The organism is Enterobacter sp. 241F3 (assembly GCF_034106785.1).
Taxonomy (GTDB): domain Bacteria; phylum Pseudomonadota; class Gammaproteobacteria; order Enterobacterales; family Enterobacteriaceae; genus Enterobacter; species Enterobacter vonholyi.
In genome coordinates, this window is record NZ_JAWNDD010000001.1 from 1,029,620 (window position 1) to 1,052,518 (window position 22,899).

Annotated in this window: 20 protein-coding genes; 10 read left to right on the plus strand and 10 right to left on the minus strand. The window is 55.6% G+C overall.

The window, feature by feature from the left end; all coding sequences use genetic code 11:
- Positions 1-170: 170 nt before the first annotated feature.
- Positions 171-1,091 (plus strand): L,D-transpeptidase, encoded by a 921-nt coding sequence (ldtB, locus tag UR504_RS04855; protein ID WP_023335026.1) that lies wholly within the window; start codon positions 171-173, stop codon positions 1,089-1,091.
- A gap of 42 nt (positions 1,092-1,133) precedes the next feature.
- On the opposite strand, the gene UR504_RS04860 is transcribed toward ldtB, so the two are convergent.
- Genes UR504_RS04860 through UR504_RS04870 form a run of 3 tightly spaced genes read right to left on the minus strand, consistent with a single transcriptional unit; the run spans position 1,134 to position 4,616 of the window.
- Positions 1,134-1,850 carry a GntR family transcriptional regulator gene (locus UR504_RS04860; protein ID WP_115874566.1) on the minus strand — a complete coding sequence of 239 codons (717 nt, stop codon included), beginning with the start codon at positions 1,848-1,850 and terminating at the stop codon, positions 1,134-1,136.
- A 15-nt stretch (positions 1,851-1,865) separates the two neighbouring features.
- On the minus strand, positions 1,866-3,188 hold the full coding sequence (locus UR504_RS04865; protein ID WP_274242395.1) for a PTS sugar transporter subunit IIC: 1,323 nt from the start codon (positions 3,186-3,188) through the stop codon (positions 1,866-1,868).
- 51 nt (positions 3,189-3,239) lie between these two features.
- Entirely contained in the window at positions 3,240-4,616 is a 1,377-nt protein-coding gene (locus tag UR504_RS04870) for a glycoside hydrolase family 1 protein (protein ID WP_288461123.1), read from the minus strand.
- Between the two features lie 298 nt (positions 4,617-4,914).
- On the opposite strand from UR504_RS04870, the gene UR504_RS04875 reads away from it, so the two are divergent.
- Positions 4,915-6,018 (plus strand): succinylglutamate desuccinylase/aspartoacylase family protein, encoded by a 1,104-nt coding sequence (locus tag UR504_RS04875; RefSeq protein WP_111963927.1) that lies wholly within the window; start codon positions 4,915-4,917, stop codon positions 6,016-6,018.
- 113 nt (positions 6,019-6,131) lie between these two features.
- On the opposite strand, the gene UR504_RS04880 is transcribed toward UR504_RS04875, so the two are convergent.
- The 6 genes from UR504_RS04880 to mntR all read right to left on the minus strand — a co-directional run bounded on the left by UR504_RS04880 (position 6,132) and on the right by mntR (position 13,146).
- A complete protein-coding gene (locus tag UR504_RS04880) occupies positions 6,132-7,172 on the minus strand; it encodes an aldo/keto reductase (RefSeq protein WP_302234612.1) in 1,041 nt (346 codons plus the stop codon).
- Positions 7,173-7,279: 107 nt separating this feature from the next.
- A complete protein-coding gene (locus tag UR504_RS04885; RefSeq protein ID WP_302234610.1) occupies positions 7,280-8,803 on the minus strand; it encodes an efflux transporter outer membrane subunit in 1,524 nt (507 codons plus the stop codon).
- Entirely contained in the window at positions 8,803-10,374 is a 1,572-nt protein-coding gene (locus tag UR504_RS04890; RefSeq protein WP_133294047.1) for a DHA2 family efflux MFS transporter permease subunit, read from the minus strand. Before UR504_RS04890 ends, UR504_RS04885 begins: the two co-directional genes overlap by 1 nt.
- A complete protein-coding gene (locus UR504_RS04895; RefSeq protein WP_271367243.1) occupies positions 10,371-11,465 on the minus strand; it encodes an HlyD family secretion protein in 1,095 nt (364 codons plus the stop codon). The genes UR504_RS04890 and UR504_RS04895 overlap by 4 nt, the downstream gene beginning before the upstream one ends.
- A 101-nt stretch (positions 11,466-11,566) precedes the next feature.
- Positions 11,567-12,676 carry an anion transporter gene (locus UR504_RS04900; RefSeq protein WP_320739401.1) on the minus strand — a complete coding sequence of 370 codons (1,110 nt, stop codon included), beginning with the start codon at positions 12,674-12,676 and terminating at the stop codon, positions 11,567-11,569.
- Positions 12,673-13,146, minus strand: a complete 474-nt coding sequence (gene mntR / locus UR504_RS04905; RefSeq protein WP_302234604.1) for a manganese-binding transcriptional regulator MntR — start codon at positions 13,144-13,146, stop codon at positions 12,673-12,675. The genes UR504_RS04900 and mntR overlap by 4 nt, the downstream gene beginning before the upstream one ends.
- A gap of 183 nt (positions 13,147-13,329) precedes the next feature.
- On the opposite strand from mntR, the gene mntS reads away from it, so the two are divergent.
- Together mntS and UR504_RS04915 are read left to right on the plus strand one after the other, a co-directional pair.
- Positions 13,330-13,458, plus strand: coding sequence for a manganase accumulation protein MntS (mntS, locus tag UR504_RS04910; RefSeq protein WP_111963843.1), 129 nt, complete (start codon positions 13,330-13,332; stop codon positions 13,456-13,458).
- Positions 13,459-13,741: 283 nt separating this feature from the next.
- Positions 13,742-15,325, plus strand: a complete 1,584-nt coding sequence (locus tag UR504_RS04915) for a phosphoethanolamine transferase (RefSeq protein ID WP_115874560.1) — start codon at positions 13,742-13,744, stop codon at positions 15,323-15,325.
- Between the two features lie 95 nt (positions 15,326-15,420).
- Here UR504_RS04915 and ompX read toward each other — a convergent pair whose 3' ends face one another.
- Positions 15,421-15,939: an outer membrane protein OmpX gene (gene ompX / locus UR504_RS04920; RefSeq protein WP_023310884.1), complete on the minus strand. Its 519-nt coding sequence runs from the start codon at positions 15,937-15,939 to the stop codon at positions 15,421-15,423.
- A 354-nt stretch (positions 15,940-16,293) separates the two neighbouring features.
- Here ompX and rhtA point away from each other — a divergent pair, with 354 nt between their 5' ends.
- The 6 genes from rhtA (at position 16,294) to ybiO (ending at position 22,892) form a co-directional block, all read left to right on the plus strand.
- Positions 16,294-17,181, plus strand: coding sequence for a threonine/homoserine exporter RhtA (gene rhtA, locus UR504_RS04925; RefSeq protein ID WP_023334998.1), 888 nt, complete (start codon positions 16,294-16,296; stop codon positions 17,179-17,181).
- 299 nt (positions 17,182-17,480) lie between these two features.
- Positions 17,481-17,984: a DNA starvation/stationary phase protection protein Dps gene (dps, locus tag UR504_RS04930; protein WP_063408106.1), complete on the plus strand. Its 504-nt coding sequence runs from the start codon at positions 17,481-17,483 to the stop codon at positions 17,982-17,984.
- Between the two features lie 362 nt (positions 17,985-18,346).
- On the plus strand, positions 18,347-19,090 hold the full coding sequence (gene glnH, locus UR504_RS04935; protein WP_013097464.1) for a glutamine ABC transporter substrate-binding protein GlnH: 744 nt from the start codon (positions 18,347-18,349) through the stop codon (positions 19,088-19,090).
- A gap of 84 nt (positions 19,091-19,174) precedes the next feature.
- Positions 19,175-19,834, plus strand: coding sequence for a glutamine ABC transporter permease GlnP (gene glnP, locus UR504_RS04940; RefSeq protein ID WP_014169254.1), 660 nt, complete (start codon positions 19,175-19,177; stop codon positions 19,832-19,834).
- Positions 19,831-20,553, plus strand: a complete 723-nt coding sequence (glnQ, locus tag UR504_RS04945; RefSeq protein WP_028012446.1) for a glutamine ABC transporter ATP-binding protein GlnQ — start codon at positions 19,831-19,833, stop codon at positions 20,551-20,553. Before glnP ends, glnQ begins: the two co-directional genes overlap by 4 nt.
- A gap of 125 nt (positions 20,554-20,678) precedes the next feature.
- Complete coding sequence (ybiO, locus tag UR504_RS04950; RefSeq protein ID WP_115874559.1) at positions 20,679-22,892, plus strand: mechanosensitive channel protein; 2,214 nt, start codon at positions 20,679-20,681, stop codon at positions 22,890-22,892.
- The last annotated feature ends 7 nt before the right edge of the window (positions 22,893-22,899 follow it).

Genomic DNA, 22,899 nt, shown 5'->3' on the forward strand with positions numbered 1-22,899 from the left:
AATTGAGATCCCGTGTTGCGGCAATCCACTAAACTTTAACAAAATCGAAAAAAATGTGATTTCGTACACATCTGAATTCCCTGTTAGCGGGAATGCACATATAATGCGCTCCCATCACAGATTCAGACTTATCAACTCATCGCCAGAATGGCTTAGATACCTCGCACAACATGAACATGAAATTAACAACGCTTTTTGCGGCGGCGTTAGCCGTAGTAGGTTTTTGTAAGACCGCGTCTGCGGTGACGTATCCCCTGCCAACAGACGGTAGCCGTCTGGTAGGCCAGAACCAGGTTGTGACGGTACCAGAAGGTAACTCTCAGCCGCTGGAGTATTTCGCTGCGCAGTACCAGCTGGGCCTGTCTAACATGCTGGAAGCAAACCCGGGCGTTGACCCGTATCTGCCAAAAGCGGGTACCGTGCTGAATATTCCTCAGCAGCTGATCCTGCCGGATACCGTTCATGAAGGTATCGTGATTAACAGCGCCGAAATGCGTCTGTATTACTACCCGAAAGGCACCAACACCGTTATCGTGCTGCCAATCGGTATCGGCCAGCTGGGTAAAGACACCCCGATGAACTGGACCACGAAAGTTGAGCGTAAGAAAGCGGGTCCAACCTGGACGCCGACTGCCAAAATGCACGCGGAATACATCGCTGCGGGCGAACCGCTGCCAGCCGTAGTACCGGCAGGCCCGGATAACCCGATGGGTCTGTATGCTCTGTACATTGGTCGCCTGTACGCTATCCACGGTACTAACGCCAACTTCGGTATCGGCCTGCGCGTGAGCCACGGCTGCGTGCGCCTGCGTAATGACGACATCAAATTCCTGTTCGAAAACGTGCCGGTCGGTACGCGCGTGCAGTTCATCAACGAACCGGTGAAAGCGACCTCTGAGCCAGACGGCAGCCGCTACATCGAAGTGCACAACCCGCTGTCCACCAGCGAAGACCAGATCAACAACAACGAAGTCGTCCCTGTTACGCTGAACAGCGCGGTACAGGCGGTGACTTCTCAGCCTGACGTAGAAACGGCGATTGTTGACCAGGCCGTGCAGAACCGCTCCGGTATGCCGGTGCGTTTGAACTGATAGAGAAGCATTAAAAAAGCGGGCCTCGTTGCCCGCTTTTTTTTACCCGTTATTCACGATCACAATTCCGCCGTGGTCGTACCGATAGTGACAGTGGGCATACTCCAGCGCTGTGCCATCTTCCAGATAAATGACCTGCTCCACCTCCAGAACCGGATCGGTTTCCTCGCAGACCAGATGCTCCCTGTCCAGCGCGCTGGGCTTAAGCGCCCGCACCACCCGATACGACCCCATAATTTTCAGCCCCAGCGTCTCCTGCACGTACTGGAACACTGAACCTTCAAGATGGTTTTTCGTCAGGCCCGGCACCAGATTCATCGGCATCACCGTGGAATCCAGCGACATAGGTTCACCGTTCAGCAAACGCAGGCGAATGAAGTCATAGATCGGCGCATCGGCATTGATCATCAGCGACGCCTGCTCTTTCTCGTTCGGGAAGCGCAGCTCAAAATGCACCACCTGGCTGGTTACCTTGCCCAGGTGTTCCCAGGTTTTAGTCGCGCCGAAGTAGTCGCTGCCGGAGAGATCCCACTGCGAGAGCTGGAGGAAGTTTTTGCGGATAAACGTGCCCTGGCCCTGACGGGTATAGACCAGACCTTCGACGATCAGCTGGCGCATCGCCTGCTGAATGGTCATCCGGCTGGTGCTGAACTCCGCCGCCAGCGCAAACTGGTCCGGGAGCGGTTCATTGGCGGCGTACTGCTGGCTGATAATGCGTTTCTTGATTTCCCGCGCTATGGTGATGTACTTCGCCGCCATCGTCCTTCCTTTCAGTTAGTTTTCTATCCCGCTGTTTTTCAAGGCCACTCGCTCGGCAATTTTGAGGAAAGGCAGGTAGAAGAATACACCAAATACAATGATTGCCAACTGCACCACCACCGCGCGCCAGTCCCCCGCCGTCGCCAGCCAGGCGCTGAGAATCGGGGGCGTGGTCCACGGGATCATCACCACGCAGCGCGACATTAACCCCAGCGTGGTACAGAGCCAGGCGACGTAAATGCCTATCGCGGGCAGCAGTACAAACGGGATCATCAGCGGCAGGTTAAACACAATCGGCAGGCCAAAAATCACCGGTTCGTTGATGTTAAACAGGCCCGGCGCCAGCGACAGACGCGCCACCTGCTTCGCCGACTTTTGTCGGGAGAAGATAAAGATGGCAATCAGCAGCGAGATGGTGCTGCCCGTACCGCCCACCATGCCAAAGGTCGGCACGAAGATGTTGTTGATGATGTGCGGGATCGGCTGGCCGTTGGCGAAGGCCAGCATGTTCTCGTTGGTGTTGATCAGCAGGAACGGCTCCAGCACCACGCTGTTAACGACAGATTGATGAATACCGAGCGTGAACAGGAAGTTACCGAAGCTGTAGATGAAAATCGTCCCCGGCAGGCTGGTGTTGATTAGCCGCAGCGGCTGCTGGATAAAGGTCGTAATGAGATGGATCAGGTCCGTATGCAGCACGTTTGCCAGTATCGCCGCCAGCACCGCGAACAGGGAGAGCGTGAGGATCGTCGGGATCAGCGCGGTAAAGGATTTGCTCACCGCCGGGGGCACATTTTCCCCGAGCGATATGTGCAGCGCCTTCAGGCGCGAAATAGCGATGAACACTTCCGTTGAGAGCAGCCCAATCAGCACCCCGGCGAAAATGCCGGTTGAGCCGATATTGGCGAACGTCAGCACCTGCGTGACGTTCACCGCAGCGTCGCTGCCAACGGGCGTAACCTGTAAGCGCATCGGCATCATGATGATAAAACTGCTGACGGCGATAACCACTGCCGAGACCGGATTGCCGAAATCTTTGTTGCGCGCCAGCGACCAGGCAATCATCGGGGCCAACAGCAGCGCGGCGATGTTCAGCGTGCCGTTGATAATCGCCTCGCCCCACACCTTACACTGCGCGAGCGTGTCGCCGTGAAAAATCCACGGAAACACCACGTTGTTCACCAGCACCGCCAGACCGGCGAGGATGAAAATGGGCATCACCGTGGCGAAGGCGTCGCGCAGGGAGCGAAGGTGCACCTGGTTTGCCAGGCGCGCCGAGAACTCTACAAATTTATCGACAAAAGACTGCATGTGCGGTGTTATTTTTGTTTCAGACATAGCGGATATTTCCCATCAATCAGTCACAAAAACGGCCCGGCAGCGTACGGCTTACATCTCGCGTCCGTTGGTATGGATAACCTGTTTTAACCACGCGTAGCTCTTCTTCGGCACGCGCTTCAGGTCTTTCAGGTCGTGGTTTTCACGGTTGACATAGACCACGCCGTAGCGCTTACGCATGTCACCCTGAGAGCTGAGAATGTCGATCAGGCCCCAGCCGAGGTAGCCGAGAACTTCTGCTCCGTCTTCGAACATCGCCTCTTTCATGGCATTGATATGCGCCCGGTGGTAGTCGATGCGGTAGTTGTCCTCAATCGGGTTCACGCCGTCCCAGGACTCAATCACCCCGATGCCGTTTTCGATCGGGAACACCGGCAGGCGCCAGTCGTTGTAATAACGGGTAATGATGGTGCGAAAACCGAGCGGGTCGATCTGCCAGTTCCACTCGGTGGCTTTCAGGTACGGATTGTTTTTCTCGCCGTGCAGCAGGTAATAGTTCACGGGAGTGCCTTCCGGGATCGCATCGCTGTCCAGCGTTTTACTGGCGTAGTAGCTGAAGGCCATATAGTCGTTTTTGGTGCGCGCCAGCAGAGCTAAATCTTCAGCGCGGTAGATATCGCCGAAGCCCTCCTGCTCCACCACCGCCATCACCGCCGGGCTGTAGCCCTGCCCGGCAAAGACGCGCAGGAGGTTCTGGTTGAGGAACTCGTCGTACTGCTGGGCGCAGAAAATATCGCGCGGTTTGCAGGTGGCCGGGTAGATCAGCTGGTGCGCCAGCATGCCACCCATCAGCTGGCCCGGTTTGGTCTGGTGCAGGTATTCGGTCAGCGACATGTGCGCCACCATGGTGTGGTGCTGCAGCTCGTACAGCTCGCGCAGGGTTTTCTCCCCTTTCATGTAGCCGGATATGCGAAACGCTTCCGGCATATGGAAGATGTTCTGCTCGTTGAAGGTCAGCCAGTACTTTACGCGATCGCCATAGCAGTCAATCATCTTTTTGCCGTAGCGGATAAAGGCGTCCATCACGCGGCGGTCGTTGAAGCCGTTGTACTCCTGCGCCAGCGCCAGCGGCATATCGAAGTGGTACAGGCAGATCATCGGCTCGATGCCGCGGGCGATGAGATCGTCGATAAAGCGGTCGTAAAACGCGATGCCTTCGTCGTTGAACGGGCCGTCACCCAGCGGGCAGACGCGGCTCCATGAGATCTGGAAGCGGTAGCAGTTCATCCCCAGATCCTGCATCAGGTCGAAATCCTCCCGGTAGCGGTGATAGGAGTCGGTCGCCACTTTCCAGTCGGAGACATTCTCCCCGGCTTCACGAATGTCGTACACAGACATCCCCTTTCCGCCCTCATTCCAGGCACCTTCCGTCTGCATGCTCGATACCGAGTTGCCCCATAAAAAGTTTGCCGGCAGCTGATTGTTCATGGTCTCTCCCTATATGACTAGTCATTTAAAAATTCATGACCAGTCATATAGGTGAAGATGGCATGTCGATCAAAGCGGAGGATCGTTTTTTGTGAGACGTGTCGGAAAGAAAACGTCGGGCAGGAAATGAATCGCGCAAACCCTGTTATTGAAGCCGGTGCCTTAGTCTATGCAAAATCACATTTCCCGCTCGTGCCGCTGGCTGGCCTCATAAAATCACTATTAACTTAATGAGCACGAACCACGGCCCAGGCCGGAAAATAAAAATCTTAACTCTATCAAATGGAAAATGACGCTCATGAAGATATCTACTGGCCGTATCGCATTCGCTCTCAGCTTAGCGCTGCCATGCTCAATGACTTACGCGGCAACGGTGTATACGGGTGATAAGGTACAGGGAGTGCCGGTCATCTCGACTCTGGATGTATCAGACCTGACAGCAGGACAACATCGCTTCATGTTCGAGGGGGTTGAGACAGGAACGGGACAGCGCTGGTATGTACCCATCATGGTGGCAAAAGGGAAAACGGACGGGAAGAAAGTTCTGCTGCAGGCGGGCGTCCATGGAGATGAGCTAAACGGAGTGCGCATCGTACAAAAAGTGATGGAACAACTGGACCCTGCAAAAATGAACGGCAGCGTTATTGGCATTATTGGTCCAAACCGTTCTGGCCTTGAAAGGGTCTCCCGGACATGGTCCGTTTCAACCGATGGGGGTGAGACGATCGACTACAACCGCGTGCATCCGGGAAAAGAAACGGGTAACCCTGCCGAGCGTCAGGCATGGATGATGTGGAATAACGTTTACAAGGGAAATGTCGACCTGGCAATTGACTATCACACCCAGTCTACCGGAACGGCTTATCCGCTGTTCATTTATGCCGACTACCGCAATGCGGATGCCCGGACTATTGCAGAACTTTTTCCGGCAGATCAAATTAAAAAAGATCCCGGTGAAGCCGGCTCAATGGAAACCACCTTTATTCAAAATGGTATCCCGGCGATAACGGCCGAGACGGGAGAGCCGAGGATTTACCAGCAGGATATGATTGCCCGGGGTGTAGAAGGTGCTCGCAATGTACTGATCCATTATAAGGTGATTGAAGGCAAAATCGGCGCAACCGCCAGCAGCAATAAAACGTATATTGGTAATGCTATCAGTTCAATACGAGCGACCACGGGTGGGTTTGCGGAAGTATTCGTTAAGCCCGGCGATACGGTAAAAGCAGGACAAGAAGTCGCCCTGCAGCGAAATGCATTCGGTGATGTTGTCGCGAAGTATTCAGCAGAGCGGGACGGCAAAGTACTGTCAGTTGGAACGGATGTAGTAAGAGAACCCCGAGCCCTGCTGGTAAGAGTTCTTGAGCAAAACCCAGCGGCAACCTGCAAAGACGGTTGCTGATTTCCGCCAGAGCTCATCGTTGAATCGGCAAAAGCATGCTCAGTGAAATAAGCCGCTTTCGCCGATTGCTGTAACGATGGGCAAAGAAATTTAAAATCACCTGATGGAAAAGGTTACTGTTGCGCCAGCTGATTGCGGCGATATTCCCCCTGACGCTCCAGCATCCAGCCAGGGTATTCCCGCGGCAGCGCGCTCACCGCATCAAGCTGTTTGAGCTCGTCTTCGCTTAAGCGGATCCTGGTCGCTGCGATATTGTCGTCCAGCTGTTCGACGCGTTTGGCCCCGATAATCACGCTGGTCACGGCTTTTTGATGCAGCAGCCAGGCCAGCGCAATTTGCGCGACTGAGACGCCCTTGCTTTCGGCGATAGTGCGCATCACGTCCACGCAGTCGAAGGCGCGGTCTTTATTCACCGGCGGGAAGTCGAACTCCAGACGGCGACCACCGGCTTCGCTCTGCCCGTCGCGGCCATATTTTCCGCTCAGCAGGCCGCCTGCCAGCGGGCTCCAGACCATCAGCCCGACGCCTTCGCTCTGCATCATCGGCACCAGCTCGCGCTCAAGATCGCGTCCGGCGATGGTGTAATACGCCTGGAGGGATGCGAAACGCGCCAGTCCGAGACGCTCGGAAATGCCCAGCGCTTTGGCAATCTGCCACGCCGCCCAGTTCGAGACGCCGATGTAGCGCACGTGGCCGTGCTGCACCAGGTTATCCAGCGCGTAGAGCATCTCTTCAATCGGCGTGGCCGGGTCGAAGCCGTGCAGCTGATAGAGATCGATATGATCGAGCTGCAGGCGGCGCAGGCTCTCCTTCACGCTGCTGATGATGTGGTAGCGTGAGCTGCCGCGCGAGTTCACCCCTGCCGTTCCCGTTTCGCCGAACACTTTCGTGGCGACCACCACGTTCTCGCGCGGGATTTTCAGGTTTTTCAGCGCCTGGCCGACGATCTCCTCCGAGCGCCCTTCAGAGTAAACGTCCGCGGTATCGATAAAGTTGATCCCGGCATCCAGCGCCCGGCCCACCAGCTGTTCTGCTTCGCTTTGCTGGAGCTGACCAATCTTGCCCCACATGCCGCCTTCTCCGCCGAAGGTCATGGTGCCGAGGCAGAGTTCAGAAACGAACAGTCCAGTATTGCCCAGTTTTTGATAACGCATAAGATAATCCTCGCATGTCGTTTAAGGGGTACACGATAGTTATACCCGCCCCTCAGCCATCGCGAATGTGGTGTTCCTGTCCGTTTCTTGCCCAATCCTCTGAATATTTATCCGCGCGGGGCGTCGCCAAAGACGCTGTAGTCCGGTAATTGCAGCTGCTGATACGGCTCCCAGCCGCCGCCGAGCGCCTTGTAGAGCGCCACCAGATCGAGGGCGCTTTGCACCTGCGCCTGCGCGCGCTGCTGCTGGGCCTGCGCCAGCTGACGCTGGGCGTCCAGCACGTCGATAAAGCTGGCGATCCCCTGGCGGTAGCTGTCGCTGGCTAAATCGAAGGCGTTTTGCAGGGCATCAATGGTTTTCGCCAGGCCCGCCTCACGCTGCTGGTCGGTGCGATAGCTCACCAGCGCATTTTCGACATCGCCAAGCGCGGTGAGCACCGTCTGACGATAGTCCAGCACCGCCGCCCCCTGCTGCGCGCGCGCCACCTTCACGCTGGAGACCAGCCGCCCGCCCTGGAAGATGGGAATGGAGACCTGCGGGCCAAAGCTGTAGAAGTGGCTGCTCCAGTCGGTCAGCCAGTTGGTTTCGCTGTTGCGCAGGCCAAACTGCCCGGAGAGGGTAAAGCTCGGGAACAGCTCCGCCACCGAGACGCCAATTTGCGCCGTGGCAGCATGGAGGTTCGCCTCAGCTTCGCGCACGTCCGGACGCCGTCGCGCAAGCGTCGACGGAATGCCGGTCTGCACGATATCCGGCAGCGCGGGCATCGGCTGCGCGGATTGTAGTTCGGCATCCAGCGCCCCCGGCGGCTTGCCGAGGAGGATCGCCAGGCCGTTCATCGCCTGCCGCTCCTGCGCCTGATACTGCGGCAGTTGCGCTTCGAGGTTGCCCAGCTGCGCCCGGGCGTTTTCCACGTCCATCTGTGGAGACAGTCCGCCGCGCTGGCGGCTTTCGGTAAGATCCAGCGTCTGCTGCGCGCTTTTAATCTGGGTGTTCAGCGTGGCGATAATGCTCTGCGCCCCGCGCAGCTGGAGCCACGCGCGCGCCACTTCCGCCTCCAGCGACACCAGCGCGTCGTTACGCTGCTCGATAGCGGCTTTCTGCTGCGCTTCGGCGGCTTCCACCTGCCGGCGTACCTTGCCCCACAGGTCGATTTCCCACTGGGCGTCGAAGCTGCCCTGGTAGAGGTTGATCGGCTGCGTCAGGGGGCCTAACGCGCCCCGCAGCTCAGGATCGACATTATCCAGCTGGTCGTACACGCCGTGGGACTTCAGCTCCCCTTCCAGCCCAAGCTGCTGACGCGTCGCCTGCAGATTGCCGTTCACCGACGGGTAAAACGCCCCGCCCGCCTGGTTAATCTGCTCACGCGCTCCGGCGATGCGCAGCACCGTCTGCTGCAGCGTCAGGTTCCCGGCGATGGCGCGCTCAACCAGGCTATCTAACTGCGGCGAACCGAAGGTTTTCCACCAGCGCGGGTTTGTCGCGGCGGAGGTCATCTGCGATTTTACCCCGCTGTCGCCCTTATCGTTCCAGTGCGTGACGGCAGGCGGCGCGGGCGGCTGATAGTCCGGCCCGACGGCGCAGCCTGCCAGCATCATCATTATCATCAGGGGGTGTAAACGTCTGTGTATCATCAATGTGCTCCTGCACTCCCCTCGCTCTTAACCGGCGAGAGCAACAAACAAAACGGAATCAGTAACAAGGCCACGGCGCTCAGGATGGTAAAGACGTCGATGTAGGCCAAAAAGCGCGACTGCTCAATCATGGTCTGGTACATGCGTCCGGTGGCAATCCCGATGGGGTCCCCTACCTGGGTGGTGAAGTTCTGGATTGCCTGGGCGCTTTCGCGTATTGCCAGCTGGAACTGCTCGTTAAACGGCGAGGCGTGGTACGCAAGGTGCGCACTGTGCGCCTGAGACCGTTCGGTGATGGCCGCCGTCGACAGCGAGATCCCGACCGAGCCCGCCACGTTGCGGAACATGGTGAACAGAGCCGCCGCGTCGGCATTCAGCCGTCTTGGGATCGAAATAAAGGCAATGGTGGTCAGGGGCACAAACAGGAATCCCAGCCCCAGCGACTGGGCGCTGCGGAACAGCACCAGCGTCTCGAAGTCGATATCCGGGGTCAGCGTGCGCGACCAGAAGAACGACACCGCCAGACAGGTAAAGCCAAAGGCGATAATCCAGCGCGTCTGTACAACCGGCATCAGCTTCAGCACCAGCGGAATAGTCAGCACAATCAGCACCGCCCCGGGCGACAGCACCAGCCCGGACCAGGTGGCGGTATAGCCCAGGTCCTGCTGCGCCAGCTGCGGGATCACCACGGAACTGCCGTACAAAATCATCGCCATCCCCGCCATCAGCAGGCTGGAGATGGCAAAGTTGCGGTCCTTCATGCAGTGCAGATCTACCACCGGCTTTTTGGCATACACCAGCCAGTAAATGGCACCGATAATGCCGATAAGCGTTAACACCGCGAAGGTACGAATAAAGTTCGAGTAGAACCAGTCCTCATCTTCCCCCCGGTCAAGCATCACCTGCAGGCAGCCCAGCCCCAGGGCGATCAGGCCGATCCCCGTCCAGTCGATAGTCAGCTTCTCTTTTGATTTGCTCTCCCACGGCGGATCTTCCAGCAGCTGGTAGATCGCCAGCACCGTGACAATCCCCACCGGAATATTGATAAAGAACACCCAGCGCCAGGAGTAGTTGTCGGTGATCCAGCCGCCCAGCGTCGGGCCGAGGACCGGTGCAACGATAATCGCGATGGATGAGAGCCCAAACGCTTTGCCCCTGTCCTCCGGCTTGAAGTAGTCGAGCAGCACCGACTGCTGCGTGGGCTGCAGCCCGCCGCCAAAAAAGCCCTGCATCACGCGGAACAGGATGATCTGCCACAGCTCGGTGGCAATCCCGCACAGAAACGAGCAGACGGTAAACATGACGATGCAGATCAGGAAGAACTGCTTGCGGCCGAACACGCGGCTCAGAAACGCCGAGATGGGCAACACGATGCCGTTCGCGACCAGGTAGCTGGTTAACACCCAGGTAGATTCGTCATAGCTGGACGAGAGCGAACCCGCCACGTGGGGCAGCGCCACGTTGACGATGGTGGTGTCCAGAATTTCCATAAACACCGCCAGGGTGACGACAATCGCCACCGCCCACGGATTGCTGGCGGGCTTCCAGCTGTCGTGGCTGTGATCCGTCATTCCACCGTCACCTTCGGTGCAACCGACAGCCCCAGCGGCAGCGGTTTGTTCAGATCGAGGCCTTTATCAATCACGATTTTGACCGGCACGCGCTGCACAATTTTGACGAAGTTACCGGTGGCATTTTCTGCCGGGAAGGCGGAGAAGCGCGAGCCGCTGCCCTGCTGGATACTGTCTACGTGCCCCTCAAGCTCCATATCCGGCCACGCGTCGACGGACACGGTGACCTTATCGCCCGGCTTCATGCGCTCAAGCTGGGACTCTTTAAAGTTCGCCACCACCCACACGTTCGGCGAAACCAGTGAGAACAGCGCCGTTCCCGCCTGCACCAGCGTGCCGGGCTGCACGTTGCGTTTGGTGACAAATCCGTCGAACGGGGCGCGGACTTCGGTGTAAGAGAGATTCAGATTGGCCGTTTCAAGCTGCGCTTTCGCCTGATCGACCTGACGCTCGCGCGCTTCAACGTTGGTTTCCTGCTGGCGGATTTGCAGCTGTACCTGCTCTGCCACTTCCAGCTGCGCCTGGGCGCTGGCCAGCCCTGCCTGGGCGCTACGCAGCTGAGCGTTCGCGGAATCAATGCTTTGCTGGGTGGTCGCGCGCGGGTCGACGCCGCGCTGGCGACGGTACTCCGCCTGTGCGTTAGCCAGATCGGCCTGCGCTTTCAGCACCTGCGCTTTGGCTTCGTCACGCTGGGCGGGATACTGGACTTTTGAAAGCGCCAGCTGCGCCTGGGCCTGATGCAGCTGCGCGATAGCCAGCCCAAGCTGGGCCTGGGCCTGATCGCGCTGCGCGGTGGTATCTCGCGGATCGATGACCACCAGCAGATCGCCCTTTTTCACGCGCTGGTTATCACGCACGCGCAGCTCGGTGACGTAGCCCGCCGTTTTCGGGGCAATCGTCACCACGTCGCCGTCGGTAAAGGCGTCGTCGGTCGTCTCTTCGTTACGGGTTAAAAACCACCAGACCAGCGCCACGACGACCATTACCACGACGACAATGCCGAGGATAATTAACGGTTTCTTGCCCGGGCGCTTACGCTCATTATTGTTTTTGTCCTGCTCGTCAGCAGGCGGGTTTTGATCTTCAGCCATAGTTCAGCAACGGTCCTGTCAGTGAGCGGCATCACACTATGCCGTTCACTAAAGCTAGGACGTTGCTATACGTTTGCCAGGAAAAACTGACAAATTGCGCACTATATGAGAAGGAATATTCCGAAACCGATCGCCGCGGCCCAAACCAGCATCGGAATCGACCAGATGTGGAAACGCCACCAGATACGACGATCGTTGGCCATGCGCAGGGCTATCAGGTTTGCCAGCGAGCCGGGCAGCAGCCCAAACCCGCCGATGTTCACCGCCCAGGCCAGAAGCGTGTCCGGCGGAACGTAGTTGAGCAGCAGAATGGTGGAAGGCACGTTGCTGATAAACTGCGACAGGCCAATCGCCGTCAGCCACAGCCCTGCCTGCGGCAGACTGCTGACGCTGTGCAGAACGGTTTGCAGCACCGGGAGCTGAATAAGCAGATGCACGTCGATGAACATCGCCATAAAGACCAGCAGCAGCGTCCAGTCCACGCTTACCAGAACGCGACGCGCCAGGACGACAAAGCCTGCGGCAACGAGCAGGACGCCCGCCAGCTCATACTTCAGCTCCAGCGCAAACAGAAAGACGATGTATAACCCGAGGCAGCTCCACACCAGACGCGGCTGCCACTGCGGGCCCGTTGTGCCGCTGTGGTACTGCAGTTTTTTATCAGGAAACGCAAACCAGCATACCGCCAGCAGCGACAGCATCATCACCAGCGCCAGAGGGGCCATCTGCCAGGTAAAGGCGGCGAACGACAGCTCGGAACGTCCCCAGAGAAGGATATTTTGCGGATTGCCGATTGGCGTCAGAAGTGAGCCGGCGTTAACGGCGAGCGCTTCAAAGATGATCAACCGGCTGACCGGGATCTCGCATAGCTTACGCAGCGTAAGCGTGAGGGGCACGATGATAAACAGCGCCACATCGTTGGTCAGAAACGTCGACAGCACCGCGGCAGAAAACACCATAAACAGGGACAACCTGCGTTCGGTGGCAAAGCGGCGAACCATTTTACGGCCAAGAACGTCAAAGTAGCCGCTCAGCTCGACCCCTTTGGTGAGCATCATCAGGCCGCTCAGGGTAATGATGGTGCGCCAGTCAATCGCGGCGGGCCAGGCCTGCGGCGTAAACGGCACAAAGAGGCTTAACCCTACGCCAATGAGTAATAAGAGATGGAAGAAACGATCGCGTGCCAGGGCCTGCAGTCCAGGGATTTTCATTCAGCGGAGGGACCATATTTAAGGGTAAATTCGCGAAACTTCACCAGCGTCTCTTCGCTGACGTGGTGTTCCATGCCTTCCGCATCCCGGCGGGCAATCTCCGGGCTGACGCCCAGCACCAGTAAAAAATTCTCGACAAGCTGATGGCGCTCGCGGCTCTCCTGCGCGAGTTTCTCCCCCTCCGGCGTCAGAAAAACACCGCGCCAGGGGATCATTTCAATTAAGCCCACGGAGGCCAGGCGTTTTAACATTTTAGCGACAGTTGGCTGTGAAACCCCCAGCCTGGCGGCCATATCAACCTGGCGCGCTTCACCAACCTCACGAATCAGATCGGAAATGAGTTCAACATAATCATCAATCAGTTCACGCCGGTGCGCTTCACGGACCTGGCGAAAACCTTCGACATGTTCTTCAACATTCACCAGTTGCGTCGTTTTCCTCATTGTCAGATGACCTGCGCGACGGTTCATTGTACTTCCTCAGTGGGGTGACGCTTCCAGCGCCCGGTTTCGAGAGCGCACATTGTAAACCATAGCTCTGCAAGCACAAAAAATTAACGAAATAGCCATAGCTATACAATATAGCCTGTGCTATATCTGTATGTAATGCAGTCACCCTTCATGGATCGAAGGGATCAAAACTCAGGAGGTCTTATGAATGAATTCAAGAGGTGCATGACCGTGTTTACCCACTCCCCCTTTAAAGTGCGCTTAATGCTGCTGAACATGCTGTGCGATATGTTTAACAACAAACCGCATCAGGACGATAAACCTTCCAACTAAGCGGCGTTGCGGTACGCCGCTTCATTTTCCCGTCACATTCTCGCTGTAAACTGGCTTTCAGCCGCCTTATTCCCGATCTTTTTTACGGATTTGCAATCCCCTTCGCAAAACATCTGCTTAGCAACTGTTGATATTCTTTAGCGCTCGCACTATCTTCTTGCAGCCCTGCACAATTTGCGGCTCGCTGAAGCGGACCCTCATTCCCTCTCCACGCACTGTCAGGCAGGTTATGACCCTTGACGCCAGGGTGAGCACATGGCGTTTTCATCCATGATAGTGACCTATGAATGTAACCCTGATAGATACCGTTGTTACCCGCAGCCGGGCCTTAAGCCCGTGGACGGGTTTTTACTTTTTGCAGTCATTACTGATTAACTTTGCGCTGGGTTATCCCTTTAGTCTGCTCTACGCGGTAGCCTTCACCTGCATTCTGCATGTGCTGTGGCGAGCCGCCCCGCGCGTGCAAAAAACAGTAATCGGGATCTGTTCGCTGGTTGCTGCACTCTATTTCCCGTTCGGTCAGGCTTACGGCTCGCCAAACTTTAATACCCTGCTGGCGCTGCACTCGACCAATATGGAAGAGTCGACGGAGATCCTGACGATCTTCCCGTGGTACAGCTATGTGGTCGGGCTTTTTATCTTCGCGTTGGGCGTTATTGCCATCCGCCGTCAGTCGGGCGAGAAAAAATCCTGGGGTAAGATCGAAATACTCTGTCTGGTGTTCAGCATTGCCGTGGCGTTTGTCGCCCCCATCCAGAATATTCCCTGGGACGGTAAGTTAAGGCTCATCAATATCGGCTATCCGGTTTTCCGCTTCGTTAAAGACGTTGTTGTAAATAATAAAGAGGTTCTCGACGAACAGGCGCGCATGGCTGAGCTTTCCAATATGAAAGACACCTGGAACGTGCTGGCCGTTAAGCCGAAATATCACACCTATGTGGTGGTGATTGGCGAAAGCGCGCGTCGCGATGCAATGGGGGCGTTTGGCGGCCACTGGGACAACACCCCGTTTGCGAGTTCGGTCAAAGGCACTCTGTTTACCGATTATGTCGCGGCCAGCGGCTCAACGCAGAAATCGCTCGGTCTGACCCTTAACCGAGTGGTAGATGGTAAACCGCAGTATCAGGATAATTTTGTCACTCTGGCAAACCGCGCAGGTTATCAGACCTGGTGGTTCTCTAATCAGGGGCAAATTGGCGAATACGATACGGCCATCGCCAGCATCGCCAAACGGGCTGACGAAGTGCAGTTCCTGAAAAACGGCGATTTTGAAGCCGACAAAAACACCAAAGACGAAGCGCTGCTGAAAATGACGGCACAGGTCTTCGCCACCCCGCGCACGCAGCCTCAGCTGATCGTCCTGCACCTGATGGGGTCGCATCCGCAGGCCTGCGATCGGACGGGCGGGAAGTACGCGGAGTTCGTGCAGTCCAAAGAGACCTCGTGCTACCTCTACACCATGACGCAAACCGACGATCTGCTGAGCAAGCTGTACGATCAGCTACGCAATACGGGCGACAGCTTCTCTATGGTCTATTTCTCGGATCACGGGCTGGCGTTTAAAGAGCGTGGTAAAGAGGTGCAGTATCTGGCGCACGATGACAAGTTCCAGCAGAACTTCCAGGTGCCGTTTATGGTGCTGTCGAGTGATGATAAAACGCATCGCGTTATTAAAGCGCGCCGTTCGGCAAATGATTTCCTGCAGTTCTTCTCGCAGTGGACGGGGATTACAGCCGAACAGATAAAAACGGCTTACCCGTTTGTCTCTAACAAGAAAGCTCCCCCAGTGTACGTTACCAACTTCAAGTTACAGAAAGTTGACTACAACCATCTGGGTACGGATATTTTTGATATTAAGAGTAAGTAGCGGTTCGATGCTCTCACCCTGGCCCACGGGGAGAGGAAAAAAGCCAAAAAAAATCCGCCACAGTGGGCGGATTTTTTATTTAATCACCGAAGTGATTAGAAGCGGTAACCTACGCCCGCGATCCAGGTGCCAACGTCAACGTTGCGGATACGGCTCTGCTCATAGGAGAAGTCCAGAGCAACGTCCTGGATTGGGTTGAACTGCAGGCCTGCGCCATAGGAGAAACCGTAGTCGCTGTTGCTTGCAGTGCGGCTTTCGCTCTGGTTTTCAGTCTGCTGGAATTTACCGTAGCCAACACCTACAACACCGTAGATGCTCGCCCAGTCATTCAGACGGTAAGCTGGACCAGCGGTGATACCGTAGTACTGGCCTTTGTTGTATGCGCCGTTTTCAGAACGATCTTTCTCGGTGTAGGTGAAAGAACCGATCACGCCCAGTGGGTTGTTATCCTGCTCGTAGCGATACTTCAGGTTGAAGCCGTTAGCTTTGTTCATCACGCCCTGATAGTCGCTCTGAGCGTAACCACCAGTAACAGTAGAAGTAGCAGCTACAGCGGTACCTGCGGAAACAGCCAGTACAGCGGCCAGTGCTGAAAGACATGCAATTTTTTTCATAACCACCTCAAATGTGCTTCAAGTAAGTCCGTAAGTTTTAAATATATCAAAAAAATTTGCGAAACTCTTTGTGATTCGTGATGTCTAATGAAACCTTTCCTGTAACAGAACGTTTCCAGCCTAAGCTATCTCTTTCAAATCACATGCAATTTTCATTACTAAATGCGCATAGTGCGCGTCTGCGCCGTTACATTCATCCAGATTATTCCTAATCTGACAGGCGATAAATCCACCAGCGCTTAACCATTTTACGGATTTCACGTGGTTTTTTTTCAACAGCGCCTCAACCGTTGCCGCATATTTCCTTTACACTGCAACCTTTACCTCATTTGACATAAGCTGACAGGAGAAAGGATGCCTGGGTTATCCCGCACATCGTCGGTCTGGTTGCCGGTCGCAGTGATACTCATTGCCATGTTGTCCATTCAAAGCGGTGCTTCGCTTGCAAAATCACTTTTTCCGCTGGTCGGTGCGCCCGGGGTAACAGCCCTGCGTATCGTGCTGGGCACGGCGATACTGGTGGTCATTTTCAAACCCTGGCGTCTGCGCTTCAAAAAGGAGCAGCGTTTACCCCTGCTGTTTTATGGACTCTCCCTGGGGGCGATGAACTATCTGTTCTACCTCTCTATACAGACGATACCGCTGGGGATCGCCGTCGCGCTGGAGTTTACCGGTCCGCTGGCGGTGGCGCTTTTCTCCTCGCGACGTCCGGTCGATTTTATCTGGGTCGTGCTAGCCGTTCTGGGCTTATGGTTCCTGCTGCCGCTGGGCCAGAGTGTCGCTGAGATTGATCTGACGGGCGCCGCGCTGGCGCTGGGTGCAGGCGCCTGCTGGGCTGTCTATATTCTCACGGGACAGCGTGCAGGCGAAGAGCACGGTCCGGCAACGGTGGCGTTGGGTTCTCTGATTGCGGCCATCGTATTTGTGCCCATCGGCATGGCGCAGGCAACAGAATCTATCTGGCAATGGTCCGTCATGCCCATCGGGCTGGCAGTCGCGATTCTCTCTACCGCACTTCCCTATTCTCTGGAGATGATTGCCCTTACGCGTCTGCCGACACGCATATTTGGCACCCTGATGAGCATGGAGCCTGCCCTTGCCGCCATTTCCGGCATGGTGTTTCTCGGCGAAACCCTCACGTTGACCCAGACGCTGGCGCTCTGCTCGATTATCGCGGCTTCAATGGGCTCTACGCTCACTATGCGCCCGGAACCTAAAGTTGAAAAGGTGGATATCAGCTAAGGCCATATATTCTGCATGGCTTCCACGCCATGCAGAATAAAGGCCAGAAATGCAGACGTTATAATTTCTTACACACTTTGCGCTATTTTCGAAATATCCCTCTACGTTTGCGTCCCCATCCAGAAATTAAGATTGATCTGTATCAATTTAAAAATTACTCAACATTTTCAATAGATTAAATTATCAACCTCCTTCTCACTATTAAACCGATAGGCACAGCCAAACCGCAGAGAAAAAATCCGGTGCTATACTTAGTTCCGTAATTACCTGGGACATAAACATCAAGAGGATATGAGATTATGAGTACCGCTAAACTGGTGAAAACGAAAGCGTCTAATCTGCTTTATACCCGTAACGATGTACCGGACAGCGACAAAAAAGCGACCATTGAGTTGCTGAATCGCCAGGTGATCCAGTTCATCGATCTTTCGCTGATCACCAAACAGGCCCACTGGAATATGCGCGGTGCAAACTTTATTGCCGTTCATGAAATGCTGGATGGCTTCCGCACAGCACTGGTTACCCACCTCGATACGATGGCTGAGCGTGCCGTTCAGCTGGGCGGCGTGGCGCTGGGCACCACGCAGGTGATCAACAGCAAAACGCCTCTGAAGAGTTATCCGCTCGATATCCATACCGTTCAGGATCACCTGAAAGAGCTGGCGGACCGCTACGCGATTGTGGCAAACGATGTGCGCAAAGCGATTGGCGAAGCCAAAGATGAAGATACTGCAGATATCTTTACCGCCGCGTCCCGCGACCTGGATCAATTCCTGTGGTTCATCGAATCTAACATCGAATAATTCATACGAAATTTCTATCCAACCCTCGCCTTCCGGTGAGGGTTTTGCACATCTATGGTGCACGTTTTTTGCCTGAGACAGTGCAAAAGTGAAAAAATTGTAATAATCACCTCACACAACCGTTAACGGAAGATTGTTTTTTCGTCAGAATTTACGCTAAATATCTCCCCGTCAGTTGAGCCAAACGAAGCGCACCAAAACAGTGCTCCACTTTGGTGCAATAAAACCTCATTGCCCCATTAATTGTGCAATGCATGACATCATCCCCTTTGCAAAACAATAGCTTGTAAAGTTGGCACGATTTTTTCATTGTCCCAGCTGTTCTCGCAGGGGATCGCCCCGTGGATATAAAAGGAAATGCTATGAAGTCTGTATTAAAAGTTTCACTGGCTGCACTTACCCTGGCTTTTGCAGTGTCCTCTCAGGCTGCCGACAAACTGGTTGTGGCGACCGACACGGCGTTCGTTCCGTTTGAATTCAAACAGGGTGATAAATACGTTGGTTTTGATGTGGATCTGTGGGCCGCTATCGCAAAAGAACTCAAACTGGATTACACCCTGAAGCCTATGGACTTCAGCGGCATTATCCCGGCACTGCAAACCAAGAACGTTGATCTGGCGCTGGCAGGTATCACCATTACCGATGAACGTAAAAAAGCGATCGACTTCTCTGACGGCTACTACAAAAGCGGCCTGCTGGTCATGGTCAAAGCCGATAATAACGACGTAAAAAGCGTGAAAGATCTCGACGGCAAAGTGGTTGCGGTGAAGAGCGGCACCGGTTCTGTTGATTACGCGAAAGCAAATATCAAAACCAAAGACCTGCGCCAGTTCCCGAACATCGACAACGCGTACATGGAACTCGGCACCAACCGTGCTGACGCGGTTCTTCACGACACGCCTAACATCCTGTACTTCATCAAAACAGCCGGTAACGGTAAGTTCAAAGCCGTTGGCGAGTCTCTGGAAGCACAGCAGTATGGTATCGCGTTCCCGAAAGGCAGCGACGACCTGCGCACGAAAGTTAACGGCGCGTTGAAAACGCTGAAAGAGAACGGCACCTATAACGAAATCTACAAAAAATGGTTCGGTACCGAGCCTAAATAATAAGACGTAAAAATGACGTTCACTCGGGGGCGACCTTTCGCCCCTGCTATTTTTGAAACACGGTAACAGTAACAGGAAATTATCATGCAGTTTGACTGGAGCGCCATCTGGCCTGCCATTCCTATCTTGCTTGAAGGCGCTAAAATGACTCTGTGGATTTCGGTCCTGGGTCTGGTTGGTGGGTTGATTATCGGTCTTGTCGCCGGTTTCGCTCGCACCTACGGCGGCTGGATCGCAAACCACATCGCACTGGTTTTCATCGAAGTGATCCGCGGCACACCTATTGTCGTGCAGGTCATGTTCATCTACTTCGCCCTGCCAATGGCATTCACCGACCTGCGCATCGACCCGTTCAGCGCAGCCGTCGTCACCATTATGATCAACTCAGGTGCCTATATTGCGGAAATCACCCGCGGTGCGGTGCTGTCGATTCATAAAGGTTTCAGTGAAGCCGGTCTGGCGTTAGGTCTTTCTCGTCGCGAAACGATCCGCCACGTTATTCTGCCGCTGGCGCTGCGTCGAATGCTGCCACCGCTCGGCAACCAGTGGATCATCAGCATTAAAGATACGTCGCTGTTCATTGTTATCGGCGTGGCCGAGCTGACCCGTCAGGGTCAGGAGATCATTGCTGGCAACTTCCGCGCGCTGGAAATCTGGAGTGCGGTAGCCGTTGTCTACCTGATCATTACTCTGGTTCTGAGCTTCGTTCTGCGTCGTCTTGAAAGAAGGATGAAAATCCTGTGATTGAATTTAAAAACGTTTCCAAGCACTTTGGCCCAACCCAGGTGCTGCACAATATCGATCTGAACATTAAACAGGGTGAAGTGGTGGTGATTATTGGGCCATCCGGCTCCGGTAAATCCACCCTGCTGCGCTGCATCAACAAGCTGGAAGAGATCACCAGCGGCGATCTGATCGTCGACGGCCTGAAGGTGAACGACCCGAAAGTCGACGAGCGCTTGATTCGTCAGGAAGCGGGCATGGTGTTCCAGCAGTTCTACCTGTTCCCGCACCTGACGGCGCTGGAGAACGTGATGTTTGGCCCACTGCGCGTGCGCGGTGCCAACAAAGCGGCGGCGGAAGCGCTGGCAAAAGACCTGCTGGCGAAAGTCGGCCTGGCTGAACGCGCGCACCACTACCCTTCCGAGCTGTCCGGTGGTCAACAGCAGCGCGTGGCGATTGCCCGCGCCCTGGCGGTCAAACCGAAAATGATGCTGTTTGATGAGCCTACGTCCGCACTCGACCCGGAGCTGCGCCACGAGGTGCTGAAAGTCATGCAGGATCTGGCGGAAGAAGGGATGACGATGGTTATCGTGACCCACGAAATCGGCTTCGCTGAGAAAGTGGCGTCCCGCCTGATCTTTATTGATAAAGGCCGTATCGCGGAAGACGGTAACCCGCAGGAATTGATTGCAAACCCGCCGAGTCAGCGTTTGCAGGAGTTCCTGCAGCACGTATCCTGACCTATCGCTTTACACGTAAGCCGGGCATGCCCGGCTTTTTTACGCCAGATTGTTCCCAAAAATCCCCCTCCGCGTCCCGACTTCTATACTTATCATTTTGTTCGACATTTTCACCGGAGGACGCCGTGCCGTGGATCCTGTTGCTGTTGATTAGCCTGTTTAGTGCGCCATCGTTCGCCGTCGCGATCCCCGGCGTGACCACCGGAACAACCGCCAGCCAGCAAAATACTCCCCCGCCGGAACCGGATGTCGAACAGAAAAAAGCCGCCTACAGCGCCCTCGCCGACGTCCTTGAGAACGACACTTCCCGGCAGGAACTCATCAGCCAGCTGAGGAAAGTGGCCGCCACGCCGCCGCAGGAGCCGGTGCCTGCTATCACCCCTCCCCAGGTTGAGGAGCAAAAAACGGTGCTGGAAAATGTCACCGACGTAAGCCGCCACTATGGGGAAGCCCTCTCCTCGCGCTTTGCTCAGCTCTACCGCAACCTGATTGGATCACCGCATAAGCCGTTTAACCCACACACGTTTACCGCCGCCGCCACGCAGTTCCTGATGCTGGCCGGTGCGGTATTTCTTTTTTACTGGCTGGTGCGCCTGTGCGCGTGGCCGCTGTACCGCAAAATGGGACAATGGGGACGAAGGAAGAATCAGCATAAAAGCAGCTGGCTGCACCTGCCGCTGATGATCGCCTCAGCGTTTATCATCGATTTACTGCTGCTGGCCTTGACGCTGTTTTTAGGCCAGATGCTCGCCGACAGGCTGAACGCGGGCAATAAAACCATCGCATTTCAGCAGTCGCTTTTCCTGAATGCCTTTGCCCTGATCGAGTTCTTTAAGGCGCTGCTGCGGTTACTCTTTTGTCCGCACGTACCGGAGCTACGTCCCTTCTCAATTCGCGATGCGAGCGCCAGGTACTGGGCGCTGCGTCTGAGCGTGCTCAGCGGGCTGATTGGCTACGGTCTGCTGGTTGCCGTGCCGATCATCTCCAACCAGGTAAACGTCCAGTTTGGCGCGCTGGCAAACGTCATTATCATGATCTGCATTACCGTCTGGTCGCTGTATCTTATCTTCCACAATAAAAAAACCATTACCCAAAGCCTGCTGAATCTGGCCGATCGCTCCCTTTCGTTCTTTAGTCTCTTTATCCGCGCTTTCGCCCTGGTGTGGCACTGGCTGGCAAGCGCCTACTTCATCGTATTGTGCTTCTTCTCGCTGTTCGACCCAGGCAATAGCCTGAAATTTATGATGGGGGCGACGTTCAAAAGCCTGGCCATTATCGGGATCGCGGCGTTTGTGTCGGGGCTGCTCTCGCGATGGATCTCGAAAACCATCACCCTGTCGCCGCAGGTACAGCGTAATTACCCGGAACTGCAAAAACGGGTAAACGGCTGGATGTCGGTATCGCTGAAGGTGGCGCGCATCCTCACCGTCTGCGTGGCGATCATGCTGCTCCTGAATGCCTGGAGCCTGTTTGATTTCTGGAACTGGCTGCACAACGGTGCGGGTGAGAAAACGGTCGACATCCTGATTCGCATCGCGTTGATTTTGTTCTTCTCTGCCGTCGGCTGGACGCTGCTGGCGAGCCTCATCGAGAACCGTCTGGTATCGGATATTCACGGCAGGCCTCTGCCCAGCGCGCGGGCAAGAACGCTGTTAACGTTGTTCCGTAACGCGCTGGCGGTCATTATCAGTACCATCACCATCATGATTGTGCTGTCGGAAATCGGGGTGAATATCGCCCCGCTGCTGGCCGGTGCCGGTGCCCTGGGCCTGGCGATCTCCTTCGGGTCGCAAACGCTGGTGAAGGATATTATTACCGGCATCTTTATCCAGTTTGAGAACGGGATGAACACGGGCGATCTGGTAACCATCGGGCCGTTAACCGGCACCGTTGAGAGGATGTCCATCCGTTCAGTTGGCGTGCGCCAGGACACCGGGGCGTACCACATCATTCCCTGGTCCTCGATAACCACCTTCGCCAACTTTGTGCGCGGCATTGGTTCCGTGGTGGCGAACTACGATGTGGATCGTCATGAGGATGCCGATAAAGCGAAACAGGCGCTGCGCGATGCGGTAGAAGAGCTGATGCAGATGGAGGATATTCGCGGACTGGTGATTGGCGAGCCGTCATTTGCCGGCATTGTCGGGCTGACGAACACGGCGTTTACCCTGCGCGTGTCGTTCACCACCCAGCCGCTGAAGCAGTGGACGGTGCGCTTTGCCCTCGACAGCATGGTGAAAAAACACTTCGATCTGGCGAACGTGCGGATGCCCGTGCAGACGTATCAGGTATTGCCGCCGCCCGCATCGCCGCTCCCTCCGCAGGAGCCGACGCTGTAGCCTGGTT